Origin of the sequence: Prevotella sp., assembly GCF_051059605.1 — a bacterium.
Lineage (GTDB): Bacteria > Bacteroidota > Bacteroidia > Bacteroidales > Bacteroidaceae > Prevotella.
In genome coordinates this window covers 3,091,564-3,115,204 of the sequence record NZ_CP050883.1, presented here as the reverse complement: position 1 = coordinate 3,115,204, position 23,641 = coordinate 3,091,564, and the positions used below count along the sequence as shown (strand labels likewise).

Below are 23,641 nucleotides of genomic sequence, written 5' to 3'. Positions count from 1 at the left end.
TTTATTCCTTTATTTTTTAGAATCCTAATTTAAGTGTCAAAGCAAACGACCTTGTCAATGGGTATGAAGGACGATCACTTGTTCTTGATTCAGGATCTCCCCACTTGAAACTGGTAAATGTTAGCAAATTGTATCCACTGAGAGCTAGACTGCACTGATTCATGCCAATTTGGTGCATAAATGGAAAATCAAAGTTATAAGCAATCTGCATACTCTTAAGACGCAAGTAGCTTGCATTGACTTCATATAATGTAGAACCAGCATAGTTATTTGATGCATGTGCCATTGTTGCACGTGGGTATTTTGAATCTGGATCAGGATTTTCTGGTGTCCACGTATTGTCGTATTGATACTTCAGCAGTCCCTTGTTTCCTGTATCTCCCAATGGCTGACGGAAAGTTTCATCAAGCATACGACTAACGTTCCAAGCTCCAGTCCATTGAGTTGACACCTCAATATTTTTCCATGAAAAGCCTAAGTTTAGACCTATTATATATTCAGGATCGTCTGTATGTCCTAAACTATACGAAGCATCATTGGCATCAATAACACCATCACCGTTCAAGTCTACATACACACAATCGCCAGGTAATAATCCACCAGAATGATCAGCTATGTGTCTACCGTATTGTGAATAATAACGCGCATCTGCTGTCTCATCATAAAGTCCCCAGAATTGACGTATATCTCTAGAACCTATACGATGACCTTTTTGGTACATGTAATCATAATTCTGAGGAGCCTCATACATTTCTTTTATCTCATTTTGATTATAAGAGAGATTGCCTTCTATCCAATAGCGGAATTTGTCTGTGATGTTATCCCCCCATTTCAATGTAAGTTCATATCCCCAACTGTCTACCTTACCTAGGTTTGCGTATGGAAGAGTGAATCCCAATACTGTTGGAGCAGTCATATTCTGCAAAAGGATATCCTTTCTCTTTTCATAATAATAATCAAATGTAGCTTTTAGGCGATTGCCTAAGAAATTCATATCGACACCATAGTCCTGCTTGAATGATGTTTCCCAAGTTACATTCTTGTTGTGTTTCTTTCCTTCGTAAGATCCAGGCTTATTACTTGATACATTTGTTCCGAAGTTGTATCCTCCTCCGATTCCATAAGGGTCTGAGGTATACATAAAACGGTCACCACCGACTTTATCATTACCAACAAGTCCCCATGAACCTCTTATCTTAAAATAAGACACAACATTCTTCAAATTCTTAAAGAATGGTTCTTCACTTACTATCCAGCCAACAGAGCCTGCAGGGAAAAATCCATAACGGTTGTCTGGATCAAAGTTCTCAGAACCATTGTAACCAGCATTGAACTCTGCCATATATCTATTGTTCCAGTCGTATGTGACACGTCCAACAAGACCTACATAACCTGTTGGGATATCAGAATACTGTGATGGATAATATCTCTTTGACTGATTATAAAGTAGCAAACCACCAACATGATGAAGTCCGAAAGAATGACCATAATCAAGACTTGCCTCCAGATACCAGTTTCGCCCCTTACCGAAAGCTTCACCATAACCTAACTGAGAGTTCGAACCATTCTTTCTATATTCAATAGAACCATCAGGCTGCAATACAGGATTATATGTAGCTGCACTACTACTACGTTGTTTCGTAACCGTATAGTCACTATTATACGAACCTTTTATTTTCAAGGAAAGACCTTCAGTTATAAAGTCTAGTTTCTGATTTAGGATAATATCGGCATTTAGAGTGTTAGTACTTGATGCCATATAACCCAAACCATAATATGCCCCAAGACCACTTGCACCAACAAAAGGCAGCTGATAGTCATCATAGTTAGTAGCAGACATTACATACTTTCCATCTACAATACCTGGACTAGAGAATGGTGTTGCCCAATACAAATGGCGGAACAACTGGTTATTGTCTTCGCCTGAATATGGAGTATTTTTATTGTCCACTCTACCACCTATATTAACAGACAATGTTGTTGCCTTTGTTAATTCAAAGTCTAAGTTTGCACGATAGTTAAATCGACGATACTTAAAGTTAAAGTCATAAGGCAAAGACTGTTGTTTAAATAGTCCGTCCTGGGTATAAGCACCCATTGACACGAAATATTTCACTTTCTCTGTACCTCCAGAAATATTAACATTATGCTGTGTTTGCAAAGCCGCATTCTTAAAGCAATAGTCAATCCAGTCAGTATCAGGGAACCTGAGTGGGTCAGAATGGTCCTTAAACTTTTGCATAATCTCATTTGAGAAAGGTGTTTTTGTATCAGCTGCATCATTCTTAAGCATTTGATTATAATAGCTACCATATTCATAAGAATTAGCCAGCTTCAACATATTCGTAGGAATGATAACACTTGCAGATGTTGATACAGAAATATGCGCTTTTCCTTCCTTACCTCTTTTAGTAGTAACAAGGATTACACCATTAGCACCTCTGACACCAAAAACAGCCGTAGCAGAAGCATCTTTCAACACAGTGATGCTCTCAACTTCATTCGGGTCTATTTCATTGAAATCTCTTTCAACTCCATCAACTTGTATCAAAGGAGAGGAATCTGCCCATGTTGCTTTACCACGTACAAGGACTGTAGCTGCATCAGCTCCTGGTTCGCCCGAATACTGGATAGAAGACAAACCTGAAACAGCACCTGAAAGCATATTGGTGATTGAGCCTACTGGAGTCTTCAACAATTCAGACCCTTTTATTCCAGAAATAGCACCTGTGACAGTAACTTTCTTCTGTGTTCCATAAGCAACAACCTGTACGTCTTTCAACGTAGTTGAATTGTCCACCATTGTAATACGTAAAGGGCTCGAAGAAGCTTTAGCTTTCTGTGGTTCATAGCCGATCGAAGAGATTTGAAGCACGGCACCAGCAGGTGCGTCAATTCTGAACTTTCCGTCCATATCAGTAATAGTGGCTTGTTTTTCCCCTATTATTCGTACTGTGGCGCCAATAACACTTTCGCCATTACTGTCTACAACAGTACCTGTTACATGTAATGTCTGATGCTGTTCCACTGCATTGATATTAGGAGAAACAACAGCCTTAGCTTTTATTGAGAAAGGCGAAATCAGACTAATCGCGACAAACATGAATGAACAAGTTGCACGATTTCTAAAATCATAATTCATATTAATTATTGACATTAAATTATTAATAATTCACATTGGATTAACTGATAGTTATTAATCTTTCTATAAACATTTAAAATTTTCATCGGTATTGGTTTTCGTAATTAGATTTTCCAAAAACAGGAAGATCGTCAAGGTGATAGGTTTACATTATACATAATCATTTCATTAAGAGTTTTGAGTACATTATTAGTTATTATTATGCAAAATTACAAAAAAACACCTCTTATCTTAGACTTATTTTCGTAAAAGCAGGGGTGTTTTTCGTAATTCGTTATTATTTATTAAAATCTGACAGACTCCAGCTATCACGCCACTCTATTATAGGCTTGTCATTTTTGAACTCTATTGGCAACCAAACATACCTTGCGTCACTTGGATGTTCTGGTCTCCAGATGTCAGCCATAAAGATGAACTTTCCATTCACATTCAGTACATAGGTGCTTTGACCACCAAATGTTAAGTCAGCTCCCTTACCTATACATGGATTTGGCAACTGTTTCCATGGTCCCATAATGTTGTTTGCAGTAAATAATCTAGCTTTGTTTGGTGCCCATCCTGTACATCCACTTGTAATCATCCAATACACACCGTTTCTCTTGAATACAGCAGGAGCCTCATTCATTTCAGAAATAGCCATTCTAGCATATTTACCAGTATGAGCAGTGTAGTCATCGGTGAGCTCAGCTATTTGTAAAGTCAAATTATCTTCAGATGAATAGATGTGATAAGCCTTTCCATCTTCATCAACAAAAACAGTCTGATCACGTGCCATTTGTCCGCTTGCAAGATCTCTTTTTACAAATAGCCCCTTCTTTACAGCATCATACCATTCAGGAGTCCACCACTTCAATGCCATCATGTCGGTGTAATGAGAATTTACATCAACAGTATCATTAGCTATTATATTTATAGGATAGATATTAGGATTTACTCGTCCCGAATGAATGTACTTATAAGGTCCGGCAGCATTATCACTAACAGCCACACCATAGCGAGCTGCAGAATACCCATGTCCCTTTAGCTCGAGATGAAACCACATAACAAACTTCTTGGTTTTCTTGTTGTAAACTACCTTTGGGCGTTCCAATATGCACCCCTTGGCAATGTCACTGTTTTCATCGTTAGATACAGCAAGCGCTACTCCACGATTTGTCCAATCAACAAGGTTTTTTGAAGAATAACAAGTTACTCCAACCATCGCCGAACTGGTTGTGTCAGACTTGTGTTCACCAAACCAATAGTATGTACCATTGTAATTTATCACACCTCCACCATGCGCATTGATATGGACACCGTTGTTGTCCTTCCAAATTTCACCAGGATAAAACTTCTTAGATGCGTCTCTTCCGACAATCTGTATCGGCGACAACGCTAATAACAAAAATAGACTGATTATTAGTTTTGTTTTCATAATTAAAAATATAATGACTGCAAAATTAAACAAAATTAAACAACAGAACGGTGTATTTTTCGTATCATAAGAGGTGAAATTCGTATTATGTAAACATAAGCTTAATTTGCAAAAAACATTTTTTTATTTTGTGATTCCAGCAACTTTATTTACCTTTGTCAATAATACAGGAAAAGACTCATTTACCTATTTCCTTTATAAAGCTACAAACAATATGAAGATTTTTGCTATTGGAATGAACTATGCCGAGCACAATAAAGAACTGCACGGCACGTTAAATAAACCAGAAGAACCCGTGATTTTCACAAAGGCTGACACAGCCTTATTGAAAGACGGAAAACCTTTTTTCATTCCCGATGATATGGGAAGGATTGAATATGAAACAGAATTAGTGGTGAGAATATGCAAACTGGGAAAAACTATTCCAGAGCGTTTCGCCCACCGATATTACGACGCAGTGACTGTTGGAATTGACTTTACGGCACGTGAACTGCAAAAGAAGTTGAAAGATGCAGGAAAGCCTTGGGAAATAAGCAAGGGATTTGACGGTTCGGCTGCGATTGGTGACTGGATGGAGAAAGACAAGCTTAAAGATATTCAGTCTTTGCAATTTCATCTTGATATCAACGGCAATACCGTGCAGGAAGGTTTCGCTGGTAACATGCTTTACAAAGTTGACGAAATCATTTCTTACATCAGTCGCTATTTCACAATAAAGACAGGCGACCTAATTTATACTGGTTGCCCTACAGGTTGTGGTCCTGTAAACATTGACGACCATTTGGAGGGTTACCTAGAAGACTACAAACTTTTGGATTTCAATTGCAAATAGATTGTTGACTAAATATTTTCAAATAATACTTGTCTTTTGAGATGTTTCGCTAAATATATATTGGCAACAGTGATGTTGGCTGTTTGCTGCACGCTCTCAGCCTCACAGAGATTCTTTAACCTGACTTACGATCAGGTAAAGATAGATTCTACACTGCCTCATGTCACGTATTCACTTCCACTTGGACTTGATTATCAAGACTCTATATATAAAGTAAGCATTCTCTATCCCGACTTTATTGAATTGCCACAAGCTGACGTTGATCAATACAACAAGATATCAGGTGCCCCCTTATCTGAATTGCCTGTAATAAATCAGTTTATTGCTGTAAATAGTAAACAGCCATGCCTTGTGGTATCATTCTGCCCTATCGTCTTTCGTGATGGGCATTACCGCATATTGGCAAGCTACATGCTAAAAGTTGAATCATCAGCAATCAACAAAACTAGAGCCAAATCATCGGCTACAATTTCAAGATCAACAGTTTTATCATCAAGATACGCAATATCTTCAGTGCTTTCATCAGGAAGTTGGGCAAAGATAAAAATTGCATCATCAGGCGTATTTGAACTTACAGATGCGCTTATAAGAAAGGCTGGATTCTCTGACATTTCGAAGGTCCACATATATGGTTATGGTGGAAATCTTCAAAACGAAGTACTTAATGAGGATGAACTTATTGCCTACGATGACTTGAAAGAAGTGGCATTATGCAATATTAACGGAAAGAGATTATTTTATGGTCGAGGTCCTGTTTCATGGAGTAGCAACGATGCAAGCAGACGCACCCGCAATCCTTATTCTGATTACGGATATTATTTCATCACGCAAAACGACATAGAACCGCAGACTGTTGATTCTGCAACCTTCATAAATTCATTCTACCCTTCAGCAGACGACTATCATTCTCTTTATGAAGTAGACGGATATTCATGGTATCATGGAGGACGAAACCTGTTTGACAAGGACGAGATTACAACAGGAAACAGTAAGAACATCATCCTCAATAATACAGCCAATGCCAAAAGCGGAAAACTATCGGTTAACATTAGCGCAGGCACTAACTCAAAGGTGCAGATAATGCTTAACGACTCAATACTTGGCACGCTGGATATTTCGTTGGGAAGCTACGACAACGGTAACGAGGCGAGCAACACATATTATATTAATAACTTAAAGGATAAGGAAAACGTTTCTATAAAGGCATTATCTGGCGGTCCTATTCGTCTGGATTATGTGTCAATGGCATGGGACGCTCCTATTGGAGCTCCAGATATTGCGAAGGGTGCATTTCCTATTCCCGAATATGTAAGCAACATTTCAAATCAAAATCATCATGCAGACAAACAAGCAGACATGGTGATCATAATCCCTACATCAGGAAAGTTACTTGAGCAAGCCGAAAGACTAAAGAAGTTTCATGAGACTCATGACTCATTAAGCGTGAACATTGTGAAGGCTGACGAACTATATAATGAGTTTTCAAGCGGAACACCTGATGCCAATGCCTATCGAAAATATCTTAAGATGCTCTACGACCGAGCTTCTACAAAAGCAGGGGCGCCAAAATATCTGCTATTGTTTGGCGACGGTGTATGGGACAACAGAATGCTCACTGCAGACACCAAGACATACGACAAGGATGATTATCTATTGTGCTACGAAAGCGAAAATTCGTTCAATTCCATCACATGCTACGTTGATGATGGTTTCTACGCACTTCTTGATGATGGTGAAGGAGGCGACCCACAAAGAAAAGACACACCAGATATTTCGGTTGGAAGATTCCCTGTAACATCGGCTGCCGAGGCAAAGATTATGGTTGACAAGACCATAAACTACGTGACCAACGAAAATGCAGGCGCTTGGCAAAACACAATGATGTTTATGGGTGATGACGGTAACCAGAACCTACACATGGACGATGCCAACACTGCAGCCGACATGATGGCAGAGAAGTATCCAAACTATCTAATAAAAAAGGTGATTTGGGACGCCTATAAGAGAGAGACATCTACTACAGGGAACACTTACCCTGACGTAACGAAAATCATCAAACAGCAGCAAGCCACTGGAGCCCTGATAATGGACTACGCTGGACATGGCTCTGAAATAAAAATTTCACACGAGTCGGTACTTGGACTTAACGACTTTGCCACATTCAAGAATAAGGCTTTACCCTTATGGATCACAGCCTCATGCGACATCATGCCTTTTGACGGAACTACAGCAACAATTGGAGAGGCTGCCGTACTGAACGAGAACGGTGGTGCAGTGGCTTTTTTCGGAACAACACGAACTGTTTATGCGCAATACAATAAGGTGCTAAACATGGCTTATCTGAATTATGTACTTGACTACACTGGCGGAAAAGCGAATACAATAGGTGATGCACAAAGGTTAGCAAAGACCGAAATGATAACTACCGGCAAAGATCTTACAACCAACAAATTACAATATTCATTGCTTGGAGACCCCGCAATATCACTCATTAAACCAAGCCTAAACATTGTAGTCGACTCGATCAACGGAATTTCTACATTATCTTCGACACTACCTATATTCAAAGGTGGAAGCATTGCCAGAATATCGGGACACGTAGAGAATGCAACTTCCCTAACCGGAATTATTACGGCTACGGTAAGAGACTCAAAAGAACTAATAACATGCCGACTAAATGATCCTACCGAAGCAGACAGTGCATTTCAATATTACGACCGCACGAAAGTGTTGTATAATGGATCTGACAGTGTAAGAGCAGGCAAGTTTGCTTTTTCTTTCGCTGTACCAAAAGACATAAATTATAGCGATGGAACTGGACTTATAAACCTATATGCCGTAAACAGCGATAGGTCTATAACAGCAAATGGACATTCAGACCACTTCAAGGTAGGAGGATCTGATGTAGCCGCCAACGATTCTATAGGTCCCGCAATATATTGCTATCTTAATTCTCCTTCATTTGAAAATGGTGGAAATGTGAATGCCACCCCATATTTCGTGGCTCAAATAAAAGACGAGAACGGAATAAACGTCACAGGAAGCGGAATTGGTCACAATTTGGAACTTATTATAGACGGTAAAGCCACAATGACGTATAATCTAAACGACAATTTTAGTTATGATTTCGGAACGTACAAGAGTGGAACAACATACTATAATATCCCAGAACTCACAGAGGGCAGACACAAACTGCAGTTCAGATCTTGGGACATTCTCAATAATTCATCAACGGCACAACTAGACTTCAATGTAGTTAACAAACTTGAGCCAAATCTTTTCGGGGTGTCTTTGTCAAATAATCCAGCAACTACAACTACCACGTTTATTGTCAACCACGATCGTACTGGTTCTGACATGGACGTGCAGATAGAAGTTTTTGACATGAGTGGCAGAATACTTTGGAAACATTCAGAAACAGCCATTCCTACTTCCAGCGTCTACACTGTGACTTGGGACTTATGTACAGACGGAGGAAACAGACTTCACACTGGTGTTTATCTATACCGTGTTAAGATTTCATCTGAAGGAAGTTCAAAAGTAAGCAAGTCGCATAAACTGATTGTGATTGACAATAATTAGCCATCAAAGACGTTTAAACTAAAAGACTTTATATGAAGAAATACATTATAATATTGTCGCTGATTTTTACGGCAATGAATGCATTGGCACAGAAGACTGATATTTTCAATCCTGTGCGTACAGCCGTAACGTCTCAGACGATTGCGCCAGATGCTCGTGCTGCAGGTATGGGCGACATAGGTGCAGCAACAGATCCTGACGTTAACTCGCAATATTGGAATCCAGCTAAGTATCCATTCACAATAAGCCGTGCAGGAATAGCACTCAACTATACTCCTTGGTTGCGCCAGCTTGTCAACGATATGGATCTTGCTACAATTGCTGGTTACTATCGTATTGGCGACTACAGTGCAGTGTCTGCCTCAATGAGGTATTTCAACATGGGAGAAGTTATGATGAGTAGTTCCGAAACAGGCTCTGGAGACATGACTATCAATCCGTATGAAATGTCTTTCGACGTAGCTTACTCACTAATGCTTTCAGAAAAGTTCTCTATTGCTGCAGGTGTGAGATGGATTTATTCAGACCTTACTTATGACTACAGTGAGGATACTTCACCAGGAAGTGCATTTGCGGCAGATTTGGCAGCCTATTACCAAGACTACATCACCATCGGACAACGTGAATGCCAGTTAGGACTTGGACTGGACATCTCTAATATAGGAAGCAAGATTAACTTTGGCAGCGACAAAAACAGTGAATTCATACCGACAAACATGCGTCTTGGAGCATCTCTTATGATTCCACTAGACGAATTCAACAAATTTACCATTGCAGCAGACGCTAACAAACTTCTAGTGCCAACACACCCTATCCAAAGAGACGACGAGTCAAGCACTGATTATGAAGCCAGATTACAGAAAGATTATTACGATGTATCGAGCATCAGCGGAATATTCAAGAGTTTCAGCGATGCACCAGGCGGTTTCAAGGAAGAGATGCAGGAAGTAAACTGGAGTTTAGGAGGTGAATATACCTACAACGACAAGTTCTCTCTGCGTGCAGGTTATCATCACGAAAGCGAAAACAAAGGTAACCGTAAGTATTTCACCGTTGGAGCAGGCTTCAAGATGAACGCTTTTACCCTAGATGCTGGCTATGTGATTGCGACTGCAAAGAGCAACCCTCTTGACCAGACACTAAGGTTTACACTTGCATTCGATTTGGACGGAATAAAGGATTTATTTAAAAAGAAATAATGATAAGAGTAGGAATGGGATACGACGTTCACAAACTTGTTGAAGGTCGAGATTTATGGTTGGGTGGAATAAAGATTAACCACTCATTGGGTTTGCTAGGGCACAGTGATGCCGACGTGTTGATTCACGCTATATGCGATGCCATTCTGGGTGCTGCAAACATGCGTGATATTGGCTATCATTTTCCAGACACCAGCGAAGCCACTCTGAATATGGACAGCAAGATTATATTGAAAAAAACGGTTGAGCTCATTTCTAGCAAGGGATACCACATCGGTAACATAGATGCCACGGTTTGTGCAGAGCGACCGAAGATTAATCCACATGTTCCTGAAATGAGAAAATGCATGGCAGAGGTTCTGGGCATTGACGAAGACCTGATTTCAATTAAAGCAACGACCACCGAGAAACTAGGATTCACTGGTCGTGAGGAAGGTATGTCAGCCTATGCAGTTTGTCTTATTGAAAAATAATGGAACTAAATAAACTATAAAAAGTGGCATTGTTTTTGTAATAGTTTACATAAAGTACTATTTTTGCATTAATTAAAAATAAAGATTATGGAAGTACAAGATTTTGAAAGGAAAATTAAAGAACAAGAATATGGAAGAGAAATTGCGTTTTCAGCTGCATTTCCAGCATTGATGCGCAAAGTATATCTTTGGATGACCTTTGCGCTTGCTATTAGCGGAATGGTAGCCTATGGTGTTGCAACATCTCCGAACCTATTGAGAGTTATCTACACCAATAAACTAGTATTCTGGGGCATCATGATTGCCGAACTCGTATTGGTTTGGAAAATCAGCAACAGCGTGTGGAAACCTAATCGTTCTCTTGCTTCGACAACATTAATGTTTACGATATTTGCAGCTCTCAACGGTGCCACATTGTCATACATCTTTGTTGCGTTCGCTCCTGCCGCTATCATAAAGACATTCTTTGTCACAGCTGGCACATTCGGCGTTACGGCTTGTTTCGGATATTTCACTAAGAAGGATCTTACAAGTCTGGGCAGTCTCTTCTTCATGGGAATCATTGGACTAATCATCGCATCTGTTGTCAATATGTTTATCATGAGCAGTACAATGGACTTGATAATAAGTTATGTTGGAGTAGCTCTATTTGTTGGTCTTACAGCTTGGGACAGCCAGCGCATCAAGAATCAGCTTGCAATGGCTCAGGACATGAGCGAGGGTTCACAGAAGATTGCGCTGTCAGGTGCATTGAGCCTTTATCTAGACTTTATTAACCTGTTTATTTATCTGTTGAGAATATTCGGAGGCAGAAACAATTAAACAGCGTTTTCATAAATACGCATTAAAAGAGGCTGCGAACTTATCGTTCGTAGCCTCTTTTTTTGTGCCTAATCTGATGTTCTCAAATCTCGTTTACGTTTCCTCTAAAAGTATCATATTGAACTCACAAGTTTAATATAGAGTTGCTATTTTCTACAATTCTAATAAAAAGGCACAAATATATCGATTTTTAATACTAACTTTGTGACACCTTAAAATAGTAACATTATTAACAGTTCAAAAATATGCTTTTTTCAAAAAAGAAATTAGGATTATTATTCCTTTTTAGTGGATGCCTTTCGGTGGCATTTGCCAATGTGAAAATCACTTCGCCCAACAAGCAGTTGGAGGTGAACGTAAGTATTGACAAAAAAGGTAGCCAGGAATATGGCACACCAGTTTTTACGCTCCGCAAACAAGTAAAAGGAAGCTATCAAAACGTTTTAGTGAATGCCCAGATGGGACTAACCACTAGCCAGCAAGACTTTAGATCTTTGAAATGGGGAGAAGTTGGAAAGAGCAAAAAGAACAAGATTGATTATACACTTTTAGAAGGAAAGCAAACGCATAGCACAAAGACAGAAACAGAGCAAACAATAAACTTTGTCAATGCCAATCAGCAGGTGCTTTCGGTTGTCTTCAAACTTGCCAACGATGGTTTGGCTTTCCGTTATCAAATCAAGACTTCACAAGACGAGAAAATTCTCAGAGATTTAACAGTCTATCCTATTGCTGAAGGTACTAAACGCTGGATACAAAAATATATTCCAGATAGCTATGAAGCCTTTTATCCCCTTACGACTGCAGGATATGATGCCAACCGACCAAACAATCGTCTGTGGGCTTATCCTGCATTGATGGAAATATCAAACGGACTATACCTATTCCTCACCGAATCAAATATCACCTACAATCATTGTGCATCTCGATTGAATAACCAAACCAAACCAGATGCTTACCATGTGGAATTTGCAGATGCTTCACAATCTACCCAAGGTGATGAGTGGAAATCTTCATGGCGTGTTGTACTTGCAGGCAACTTGGCTACTATAGTTCAGTCTACAAGAGTGACCGATGTTGCAGACCCAAATGTTCTGAAAGAGACTGATTGGATTCATCCAGGAAGTGTGTCTTGGATTTATTGGGCTTATAATCATGGTTCACGCGACTTTAAGAGAGTAAAAGAATACATTGATTTGGCGGTCAATATGCATTGGCCTTATAGTTTGATTGATGCAGAATGGGACGAAATGGGCAATGGTGGTAATGTTGAAGATGCTGTTGTCTACGCAAGCTCAAAGAAGATAGGAATAATGGTATGGTACAATTCTAGTATGAATTGGGTGAGCAATGGAGCTCCTGGTCCTTTTTATAGACTTAACGACCCCGACAAAAGAGAAAAAGAATTCTCTTGGTTGGAAAAGATAGGTGTCAAAGGCATCAAGGTAGACTTTTTTAAGGGCGATGACGCACAAGACATGAATCTATGCATTGACATTCTTAAATCGGCGGCTCGTCATCATCTGATGGTGGTTTTTCATGGAGCAACACTGCCTCGTGGATGGCAACGCACCTATCCGAATCTTATGACGACCGAAGCTGTCTATGGTGCAGAATGGTACAACAACAATGGAAAGATGACTCAGGCTGCTGCTAGCCATAATGCCACTCTACCGTTCACTCGAAATATAGTAGGCTCAATGGACTACACTCCAGGAACTTTTACTGATTCGCAGTATCCTCATATCACCACACATGCACATGAACTGGCTCTTCCTATTTTGTTTGAGTCGGCTTTACTACATAATCCAGACCGTCCTTCAGCTTATGAAGCAATGCCTGCACAGGTAAAAAGTTTGTTCGCTACTTTACCTACCGTATGGGATGAAACTCGCTTCTTGAGCGGATACCCAGGAACTTCAGTAGTTATTGCACGAAGAAAAGGCAATACTTGGTATGTCGGAGGTATTAATGGAACCGACCAAAAGCTGACGTTGACATTTAATCCAAAGCAACTTGCACCAAACGCCAAGACATTTACACTCTTCACAGATGGTCCCGATGGAAGAAGTTTTGCTATCGATGCAGCTAAAAACGCCCAGCAAACTCTTAAAATCGATTGTTTACCTAGAGGAGGTTTTGTAGCTGTCGTTCGTCGTTAAGTTTACTGAATAAAAAAGAAGCCTTGAAAAGTAGAAAATAACTTTTCAAGGCTTCTTTGTATAGTGTTGTTCTGAATCTTATTTTTCCTTTAGATTCTTTATTTCATTAAGTCAGGTGGACAATCATTGCTTGCACTACCCCAATTCTTATTAGGATTTGGTCCCATAATAAATTTCAACACTCCATTTCCTTTCACCATTTCGTGAGTAATGTAGTTATGAGTATAAGGCTTTCCATTATACGTTGCACTCTGTATATAGAAATTATTGTCTGAAACATTCTCTGCTTCTATTACGAATTCACCAATCGTTACTTTTTTGAATGTAGGCGTTCCAATTACGTAATATTGTGAAGCAGGACAAACAGGATAAAATCCAATTGCCGAGAACATATACCATGCGCTCATCTGTCCAGCATCATCATTACCACTTAGTCCACCAGGAACATCCAAATATTCATTATCCATGATGTGGCGAACGATTCGCTGGGTCTTCCATGGTTCTCCAGCATAGGCATACATATAAGGAATCTGATGACACGGTTCATTTCCATGCCAATAATATGATTTTGTGAAGGCAGAATCATCTGAAGTATTAGATATTCCAAAGAGGTAATCCAACTTAGACACATATTTATCTTTTCCACCCATAACCTTAATCAATCCATAAACATCATGTGGAACATAGAAAGAATAATGAATTGCAGCTCCCTCTGTGATGAACGGCACCCTACTTAAGATATCCTTGTTGCCAAGCCATTTACCATTCTTATAGCGTCCGTCAGCCCAACCGGTAACAGGATTAATTACATTTCTCCAATTAGCTGCGCGCTTCATAAGCAGTTTGTAATCATCTGTCTTGCCCAAGACCTTTGCAGCCTGAGCCAAGGCATAATCATCATAAGCATATTCAAGAGTGCGACTCACCTGCTCGTGCGTATGAAAGGCCTCCATAACACTATCTTCCATAGGAATATATCCATACTTCAAATAGCTCTTCAAGGCACGGCGCCCCATTCCATTCTTGTATTCCTCAAAAGTCTTAGGACTCTCAAAGGCATTCTTGCGCATTGCTTCATAAGCAATCTTTTCATCAAATCCGCTTACATTTTTTACCATTCCTTCGGCAAGGGCTGCACTGCAATGATCACCAATCATGGCAGCTGTGTAACTATTCCATGCTGGGAATATTGGCAACCAACCACCTTGCTGATACATATCAACAAGACTTTGTAGATAACCACCTGTTTTATTGTCGATTATAATATTCAGCGGACACAATGCACGATAAGTATCCCACATTGAGAAATCCTGATAAATGCGGCGATAGAGTGGTCTACCAGCAAATGCACCAAAAGAATGTTGCATAATCTTCTTTCCACCAGCAAAAGACGGATAACGACCATCCTTGTCACTGAATGCACGAGGAAGGAAACTTGCACGATACAAAGCGCCATAGAACTTGTTTACGGCAGCAGTATCGGGAGACTCTACAATCACTTTTGCCAACTTACTTTGCCAAGATGAGACAACACGACAACGAGTGTCATAAAATTCCCAATGTGGAACTTCTTGGGCGATATTATTGAATACGCCCTTCATGTCAACAAAGCTTGTTGAAGCTTTGGCTAGTATCTCGTCGCCTTCATTTACATTGAAAGCAACGTAAGCTATAGAGTCCTTAACACCATATTCTACAATAGGATCCTCAAACTGTACGGCAAACCAGCCATTAAAACCAGCCTTTTCACCCCAACCTTGATAAATACGATGCACTGGATTGTAACCATAAATGCAGTTTCTTGCCGTGTCTACAGCAACAAAACCTTCTTTCTCGTCACTATTTGTATTTACTACAAAATAGGCTTTACCACTTTTAGTATACTTAAAACGGAACATTGCTGTGTGGCTCATTCCAGTCATTTCAGCTTGAAGGTGTTCATCAGGCAGTACAACAGAATAATAATCAGGATGAGAAATTTCATCCGCATGACTGAAACGTGAAGCACGCTCTTCGGGTTTAAGGCGAAGTACGTCCATCTCTGGCATAAGAGTGAAAGAACCATAGTCCTGAGTACATCCACCTACCATCCAATGACTTGCACGGAATCCTTGAAACTTCTTATCTCGATAATAATAAGGAGCAAGACATTTTTGTTCTGTATCTTGTGTCTGCGGAGTCCAGAAGTTCATTCCATTAGGTTCAAATGCAGCAGGGAGAGTCTGTCCATGTTCCTCTTTGCCCTTACCGTAAGTGGAATTACTGGTAACAGAAAAGTCTGTTCCAACCATTGTATTGATAGCCTCAATCTGTCCATGTAACAAAGCATTCTGCATTCTCTTATGCACATATTTCTTTAATGCATCCCATTGAAAGTAAGGACTTTCCTGACGCAGACCGAAAAGTTTCACTTCATGCTCATTAAGCATCAGCTTTACAATTACATTCTTACCATTGGTATAAAATATCATTTGTAAGTTTGCTGCCATTGGAACAACCTCGTCCATCTTATCAACACGCTCATCAGAAAGAGTTGAAATACCTAGAAGCGACATTAGATGATACAATGCTGTATCGTGTCCGAATCGGAGGTCAGCAGACGTTTTACCATTTGTAACAGCATTATCAGCCTTAGTCTCAATATCATTCCAAAGGCTAAATGCTGAACGTGAAGGTGCACTGTAATTATCAGGAGACTGACCGTTGCAAATCCACATGCGCTCATTGTTCTGCTCGTATACTGCACGACATTCTTCATCGTTTATAACATCATCAAACCTTATCTTCAACTCAACATCTTGCATATCAGAAGCAATAGCATGAATCTCTCCCATCAATTTATCTGCATCAGATATCTTTGAAGGATCTTTAAACAATGCAGCTGCAAAACGTTGTCCATTGATATAAGCCTTAACTTTTGTTCGTGACGAAAGAGCTTTCATTTCTGGCGAATCGTTGGCAATCCAAACCATATCAGCTGAATCGGCAGTTTGTTCTACATTTGCCTTTCCTATCATCAATTTATTCAATTCGTCGCTGAATGCCTGCATAGTTTTAACGCATCGTCCAATAATACTAGCGTGGGCTGTTACTTTATTTCCGTTAAAGACTTCGGAAAAGTTTGCATACATTCTATCGGCAATACCACGATGCTGCGCAGCACCAAGAGCGGTGAGTTTTCCACCATTACCCATAGCATTCTTCCAAACTTTTGTAAGTCGTTTTTTAAGACTCTTCCCCAACTTTGTGAGATTAGAATCGTCAGCAAACTGACTATTCACCCATTCGTAGCGTGAGTCTGATGGCAGCCAACGTGAACCATGACGGCCATAATGCGAAATATAGAATGCATGATAGCCTTCAGGAACTTTTGAATAAGTGATATTTTGCGGAGCTTGGTATGCATAGTAAACGCCACCCATCTGCTCTCGTGACTTCTGAGCATAAGAAAAACTGACGATGCATATAAGCAGCAACAATAAAGATAAGGTCTTTTTCATAAAGAGGATATAATGTTGTTAGGTTGCAAAATTAATCATTTAATTCCATATTCCAATCTATTCCCAGTGGGTTATTGCGCATTTCTAACACCCATGGCAATTCTGAAGACGTAGAAATTTTCATAACAGTGCCGTCTACATCAGCCTTAACTGTAATGATATTTGCGTCAGTATTAATCTTTCGCCATATAATCCCATTATATACAAACATGCCATCACGTTTTAATTCACTCAAGGCTTTGAATGAAATAAAAAGGAATGTTTCATTGCATTTATAAATATTACTACCCTTCTGTGGACTATACCAACAGAAACCTTCTGCATACTCCATTACCGTCTTAGGAATGGAATAGAGTGAGTTGTTACATAAAAGTCTCAATGTATCATTGTTTGATAGATCACACTTCACTATCCAGTTTCGATACTGCCTATTAAGAACAAATTTACAAAGATGTGTTGTTGCACTTGGTGATAAATTAAAAGCACGTGTACTTTCTGTTTCTTTCGTTTTTGGCGACTTTGCCACCGCATTATGATTAGGCAAGTGCAATGTTCCACCTTTGAGAATATCCTCATGTCTGATGAATTTCATCTTCCATCTATCGCCTTTTGCGTCAACGTTCAATGTTCTGCCATTTGGCAAATCTATTGAATACGACTTTATAAGCGGCGAACCTACTAGATAAAGATTCTGACCTGCAACAGGATAAAGTCCCAACATATTCCAGACTAACCATGAAGACATGGCCCCGCTATCGTCATTACCGGGAAGACCATCAGGACGATCACTGTAATTATCATTTACGATCTGTCTGATGCGCTCGCAACTAAGTTCTGGTCTATCCGCCCAATGATACAAATAAGGCGTCATAAAACTTGGTTCATTAGCCACATTGTAATGTTTGTTTTCAAAAAATGTATCAAGTCGCTTTACAAACCTTTCCTTACCTCCACAAGCATCAATAAGTCCTTTTACATCATGAGGAATACTCAAACTATATTCTGCCGAAAGCGCCTCATAGAAGAATGTTCCCCACCAAGGAATATACCACGGTGCAACCTTCGTATCGGGAGTATATGGAATGAGAGGATGATAGACTTTGGATTTACCCCATACGACAGAATCCAACCAATTACCGTCAGCATTACGAGGCATAATAAATCCACGCATTCCCTGCCACTGATAATCACCACGCCACAGATTACGCCAATTGCCTGAGCGCTTGTGATATTTATCATAGAGAACTTTGTATCCTAACCCTTTCGCTACTTGCGCAATGCACCAGTCATCATAACTATATTCTACGGTTCTGTTTCCAGCCCTGTCTATTCCATAAGGAATGTAACCCAATGAATTATATTCTGCAATTCCTCCACGTCCTTCCTTCTCAGCATCAACAGGAGCCACTTCGGCATCTTTTATCATTGCCTTGAATGCATGTTCATAGTTTATTCCTGAAAGTCGCTTAGCAAATGCGTCGGCAATGACAATATCGGCATTACTTCCACCCTGTGTTCTTCCATTACAGTTTCCACTTCGTGCATCTGGCATATAGCCTTCGTTATCATATATGTTTATGAGTGAGTTCACGATATCACGCTGTCTTTGTGGAGAAAGGAGTGTGATAAGCGGAGACGAAGTGCGATAGGTATCCCATATAGCATAGTAATCATCATAATACGGAACAGCGGTCCAGTTAGGATTTTCACCGCTTCGGTCTACAGGCATCAGCATTGTATGATAAAGTGCAGTATAAAACATTCGTGACTGCAATTCAGAGGCATTTATTTTAATCTTTGAGAGCAATACATTCCACGCACTGCGAAGATGCGACAATTGGTCATCAAAACCACAACTAACGATATTCTGTCTTGCTTTGTCTGTTGAAACGAAAGAGATTCCGATCTTCACATTCACGGTTGATTTATCAAACATCACCCACGCATATTTGTTATCTCGGGTCATGCTCTTCTTAAACGGCACATCGCTCTGAAGACAGAAATACACTGTATATGGTCCACCATTGTTCCAACCTCCTCTAACTGTGGAGTATCCTGTTATTTCATGCTCGCCATTTATATTTATCTCACTACCAACAAACTGCTGCGCCTCGCGTTTGTCAGGAATGGTGTCTATGCCTAGGAAAGTATGCGAGTCAACAAACAGACCGTCAAGTCCACTGAAACGATAAATAGCACAACGCTCGCTAGTGGTAATCTCGGTGTGAGGACCTTCGATATAATCACAAGAATAATATCCCAATGACATTGTCTCTGCACTGCGATGCTGAAGATATTCTGTCTTCTGAATTGTTCCCCTGAATGGTTGAATAAGAATATTGCCGTATTTCTGTCCTCCACCAGTTCCACTAACATGAGTCTGACTGAAACCCTTTACGGCTTCAGGCATTTTCTCCCAACCAGCATTTGGCATTGATACACAATCAGGACCAGGCTTAACCATTCCATAAGGCATTGAGGGACCAATAAAGACACGTCCTTGTCCTTCACTGCCTATTTTAGGATCTACAAATTTTGTGTATTGCGCATGAATAGACAACGCAAAAAATAATGATATAATAAACTGGATACGGCGCATAGAATAATTTATTTGTCTACGAAATATATTTGTCGGCTTTTGTCTCCTGGAAACATAACGTCTTTCAATGTAACGTCGGCAGCATCTTCGAATACAAATGCTGGACGGAAATCATGGTCTGTAAGTGACAATTTCACATTACTGAAAGTAATCCCTGAAACGTGCCTCACATAAAAACCCCATGAAGGAAGTTCTCCAAACATTGAGAATTCGGGATACGACTTTATCTGTTCGTCTATCCTATCAGCACGCCACAACGGAACGTAAGCCATTCCCTTTGTGGCCCTACCTGGATAAACTATATTGATATTTTCAAGCAAAACATTTTCTATCTTGTTGCCAGGTATTCCACAAATGCTACTTGGAAAGGGGTTATGGAAGAAATCAACTTCCGGACCACGAAGGTCATAATTTTTATCAGGTCTTTCAAAAGGCACAGTACAAGTAATATTGCGAAGAATAATGTTTTTCATACAACCGTTTTTATTTCCTGCACGCTGACCAAGTCTGAGAAAGATCGCATTACCTGTATTAACAGCATTAATCCGCTCAACACATACGCTGTCAACGCTTCCTCCGTCAACACTTTCAATAGCTATTGCCGAACGGAAAGTATCAAAGACCTTTATGTCGGCTACATGAATATTTCTGAAACCTCCCCAAGAAGCTGTACCAAACTTCACACCACTAGCACTGCTCCGCAAATTACAACGCAGAATATCAACATCTGCGCAAGAAGAATTTACATGATAAGATTTCAGACAGATTGCATCGTCGGCTGAATTAATATCACAATCAGCAATCTTAACATGCTGGCAATCATCAATATCAATACCGTCATTATTCCAGTATGCACGATTATTGATATTGAGATTTTTAAGATTCAAATTAACACAAAGATCAAACGATAATCCCCAACAGGCACTATTTTTCAAACACAAATCTGAAACTGTGACATTATTTGATTTATAGAAATAGAATAGCTTGGGGCGTACCTGCTCGCTAGGGCGCATTCGCCTGACATTATAATTATTATCTTTCAGCATTCCCTTATGATAGAGACTGTCTATATTTAGCGCAAGCATCAATCCCTGACCGTCAATAGTACCATTACCAGTAACGCTTATATTTTCAGCATTATCAGCCATCACAAGCGCAATGTTTGAATTATCATTGCGCTTGTCTGCCACAGGTTGGGCATTAATTGAATAATAGTCTTTAGGATTTGTACTTCCCAAAATAACAGCACCACTCATGAGATGCAGTTCTACTCCACTCTTCAGCATAATGCTCCCGGTAAGATATTTACCGAGAGTAACTTCTAGTCTGCCACCACCATTATTGTATACTCTATCAATTGCACGCTGCAATTGCAGCGTGCATAATGTGGTACCGTCATTGGCAATTTTTAGTTTGGTCGTATTAAGTATTATCCCATACGAAGTATTATCACCAATGAACAGACAAATAAATAACAGTAGTATTGATTTAGTTGAAATAGAATGTAAATTCATACTTCTCGCCATTTACTAATATTGAATAAATAATATTATCGGTTTTTACACCTTTAAAAGCGATAAAGCCAGAATGTTCTGTATTATTGAATATCGTGTTTTCTTTCCAATAACCATCAACTATTTTTTTTATATGGGCTTCATCTTCCTTCATGTTTTCTTTATAACGTTGTTCATTATTCTGATCCAACAGTATTCTATCAGTAGTTGACTGAGGATTATAGACCATAGCATCTATAGCCCCATCAGCTATTCCAACAAGTACATTTCCCCAAGCTTGCTGGTTACTAACTTTACTTATATATTTTGAATATGAATAGATTGGTAAAGAGTCTCTTTCTACATTTTCTTTTTTTCCTCCATCCTTAATATATTTTGCAGTCGTAAGATAACGCGTATCCTTGCTCTTCACGCCTTTCATTGCAAGAGCATGAACACTGATACCCTCTGGTTTAAAATCAAAAGCTTTACCAGTTTTATTACGTAATACAATCACAGGCTTAGTATAATCATCACCTGGAGAAACGATAATCAACAAACCTTTATCTGCACAATATTGTACAGGGCGTCCATCCTTAATGAAACTTCCATATTGCTTTACCAGCATAATGTTTGTTGTGTCTGCGTTTTCATTTATTTCTTTAGCAGATATAGTTTGTGCTAGTGACAACAAACCACAAACAGCACATAAATAAATAATAGTTTTTTTCATATATAGAGTTTTAATAGTATTTTCTAAATAAATAATAGGGGCGGAATTACTCTCCCCCCCCTATCAATTTTTTATGTAAGGTTTAATAACCAGGATTCTGTTTCCATCGTGGATTCACATCGAGATCTTGCTTTTGAATTGGGAATATACGACGAGTTTTTTCAAATCTTGCACCTGAGAATCCCTTATAATGAGGGAAATACTCATCTTCAAAATGTCCGAAGCGAATCATATCGTTGCGGCGCCAATTCTCATCAAAGAACTCACGTCCACGTTCCTCATATATATCCTGAAGAGTCGGATTATGATCTATTGTTGGAGCCTTTACATAAGAACGAATCTGATTGAACAAGCTCTGCGCTGTCTCACCATTTGTTGGTGTTCCACCACGTGTGATTGCTTCAGCCTTTTCCAACAAGATATCTGCATAACGGAATATTGGCAAGTCATTAGACTGGTTACGTCCATTCATGAAATCACTATTCGTGACAAAGAATTTTATTGGACGATAACCTTGACGCCAGCCTGTTAAATTATCACCAACATCAAGAGTTGCATCTTGCTTTATTAAAGTAATGCTCTTTGTAAGAACCAAAGGATTACCAGATTTATCAAGAGCCACTTTACTTGTAGGCAATAGTGTAGTAGGATTGTATACATGAACAGTATCACCGATTATACAGTTATTACGTTCATCACCTGGTAGATTAAACAAGCTTGCAAATTCTGGAGTCATAGTCATGTAACCACCACCAGAGTTTGAAAGGTTCATACCATAGTAACTAGGGTTCATGCTCTTTACATCCTTATAAGAATGTGCACGACCATATTGCATACCCGTTGCTGTATAGGTATCATAAGGCATTACATAAATAAAGTCCTCAACCTTCAAATCAGAGTTATTTGGAGCAAACTTAAAACGGTAAGCCATTGAACCAAGATTAAATTTACCAGATTTAATAATATCATCACAAATCTTGATACAGTCATCTAATTTCTCATTCTTTGCAGTTGCAGCATCATATTGATCTACAGACACTGCAGTATAAACAGGCCAATTTATGTACAACTTTGCAAGTAGAGCCTCGGCCATATATTTAGAAGGCTTTCCGTAATTATCTCCATTCACGTCTGTAGTAAGGTCTGGGATTATCGCAAGAAGCTCTTTCTCTATATACCTAGCAACATCAGCACGAGGTTGACGGTCTCGAATATCAATGCCCTTTACCGTATTATCAATAATAGGAGCATCGCCCCAACTATCCATCATAATAAATTCAAAGAAAGCACGCATAGCACGAGCTGGAGCAACATACTTAACATCGGCATCACTATTGATAACCTCGTTTGCTGTTACTGTTCCTGTCCCTAGAACATTCATCCAGTCTAATGTAGCGTCTTCATATGCATAGTCATGAAGACTAGGATGAGCATAAGCATAAGCATCTAACCATCCTCCATTATATGCAACAGCAGTCTCTTCATCACTCGAAAGAGCCTGCGCTTCCATATATCGACGACCAAAGCAATCTTTCATTTTAAAATAAATATTGGCCATTCTTGACTCAATAGCAATTTCGTTGGATGGATATTTTGTATATTGAGAAGATACAGGAACATCCAAATCTGAACAACTAACAGCAAGGGTCAGAATGCCAGTTGCGAATAATAATTTTATATTTGTATTCAT

General features: G+C 39.4%; 13 protein-coding genes. 6 read left to right on the top strand and 7 right to left on the bottom strand.

The annotated features are described in order from the left end of the window. Nucleotides 1-16 precede the first annotated feature (16 nt). Together HEQ28_RS12125 and HEQ28_RS12120 are read right to left on the bottom strand one after the other, a co-directional pair. A complete protein-coding gene (locus HEQ28_RS12125) occupies nt 17-3,142 on the bottom strand; it encodes a SusC/RagA family TonB-linked outer membrane protein (RefSeq protein ID WP_434502780.1) in 3,126 nt (1,041 codons plus the stop codon). Between the two features lie 277 nt (nt 3,143-3,419). After that, the gene (locus tag HEQ28_RS12120) at nt 3,420-4,556 is read right to left on the bottom strand and encodes a glycoside hydrolase family 43 protein (RefSeq protein ID WP_434502778.1); all 1,137 of its coding nucleotides are present in this window, start codon (nt 4,554-4,556) and stop codon (nt 3,420-3,422) included. A gap of 214 nt (nt 4,557-4,770) precedes the next feature. Here HEQ28_RS12120 and HEQ28_RS12115 point away from each other — a divergent pair, with 214 nt between their 5' ends. The 6 genes from HEQ28_RS12115 (at nt 4,771) to HEQ28_RS12090 (ending at nt 13,626) form a co-directional block, all read left to right on the top strand. After that, nucleotides 4,771-5,388 carry a fumarylacetoacetate hydrolase family protein gene (locus HEQ28_RS12115; protein WP_434502776.1) on the top strand — a complete coding sequence of 206 codons (618 nt, stop codon included), beginning with the start codon at nt 4,771-4,773 and terminating at the stop codon, nt 5,386-5,388. Between the two features lie 72 nt (nt 5,389-5,460). Then, nucleotides 5,461-8,970, top strand: coding sequence for a type IX secretion system sortase PorU (gene porU / locus HEQ28_RS12110; protein ID WP_434504462.1), 3,510 nt, complete (start codon nt 5,461-5,463; stop codon nt 8,968-8,970). 32 nt (nt 8,971-9,002) lie between these two features. Then, nucleotides 9,003-10,169, top strand: a complete 1,167-nt coding sequence (gene porV, locus HEQ28_RS12105; RefSeq protein ID WP_434502774.1) for a type IX secretion system outer membrane channel protein PorV — start codon at nt 9,003-9,005, stop codon at nt 10,167-10,169. Then, entirely contained in the window at nt 10,169-10,642 is a 474-nt protein-coding gene (gene ispF / locus HEQ28_RS12100; protein ID WP_434502772.1) for a 2-C-methyl-D-erythritol 2,4-cyclodiphosphate synthase, read from the top strand. The genes porV and ispF overlap by 1 nt, the downstream gene beginning before the upstream one ends. Before the next feature lie 87 nt (nt 10,643-10,729). After that, a complete protein-coding gene (locus HEQ28_RS12095; RefSeq protein ID WP_434502770.1) occupies nt 10,730-11,464 on the top strand; it encodes a Bax inhibitor-1/YccA family protein in 735 nt (244 codons plus the stop codon). Nucleotides 11,465-11,709: 245 nt separating this feature from the next. Further along, the gene (locus tag HEQ28_RS12090) at nt 11,710-13,626 is read left to right on the top strand and encodes a glycoside hydrolase family 97 protein (RefSeq protein ID WP_434502768.1); all 1,917 of its coding nucleotides are present in this window, start codon (nt 11,710-11,712) and stop codon (nt 13,624-13,626) included. A 98-nt stretch (nt 13,627-13,724) separates the two neighbouring features. Here HEQ28_RS12090 and HEQ28_RS12085 read toward each other — a convergent pair whose 3' ends face one another. From HEQ28_RS12085 to HEQ28_RS12065, 5 genes are all read right to left on the bottom strand, one after another. Then, entirely contained in the window at nt 13,725-17,126 is a 3,402-nt protein-coding gene (locus HEQ28_RS12085) for a GH92 family glycosyl hydrolase (protein ID WP_434502766.1), read from the bottom strand. A gap of 31 nt (nt 17,127-17,157) precedes the next feature. Next, nucleotides 17,158-19,725 (bottom strand): GH92 family glycosyl hydrolase, encoded by a 2,568-nt coding sequence (locus HEQ28_RS12080; RefSeq protein ID WP_434502764.1) that lies wholly within the window; start codon nt 19,723-19,725, stop codon nt 17,158-17,160. A gap of 8 nt (nt 19,726-19,733) precedes the next feature. Then, complete coding sequence (locus HEQ28_RS12075) at nt 19,734-21,239, bottom strand: glycoside hydrolase family 28 protein (protein ID WP_434502762.1); 1,506 nt, start codon at nt 21,237-21,239, stop codon at nt 19,734-19,736. Then, nucleotides 21,214-21,951 (bottom strand): hypothetical protein, encoded by a 738-nt coding sequence (locus tag HEQ28_RS12070; RefSeq protein ID WP_434502760.1) that lies wholly within the window; start codon nt 21,949-21,951, stop codon nt 21,214-21,216. Before HEQ28_RS12070 ends, HEQ28_RS12075 begins: the two co-directional genes overlap by 26 nt. A gap of 82 nt (nt 21,952-22,033) precedes the next feature. After that, the gene (locus HEQ28_RS12065) at nt 22,034-23,641 is read right to left on the bottom strand and encodes a RagB/SusD family nutrient uptake outer membrane protein (RefSeq protein WP_434502758.1); all 1,608 of its coding nucleotides are present in this window, start codon (nt 23,639-23,641) and stop codon (nt 22,034-22,036) included.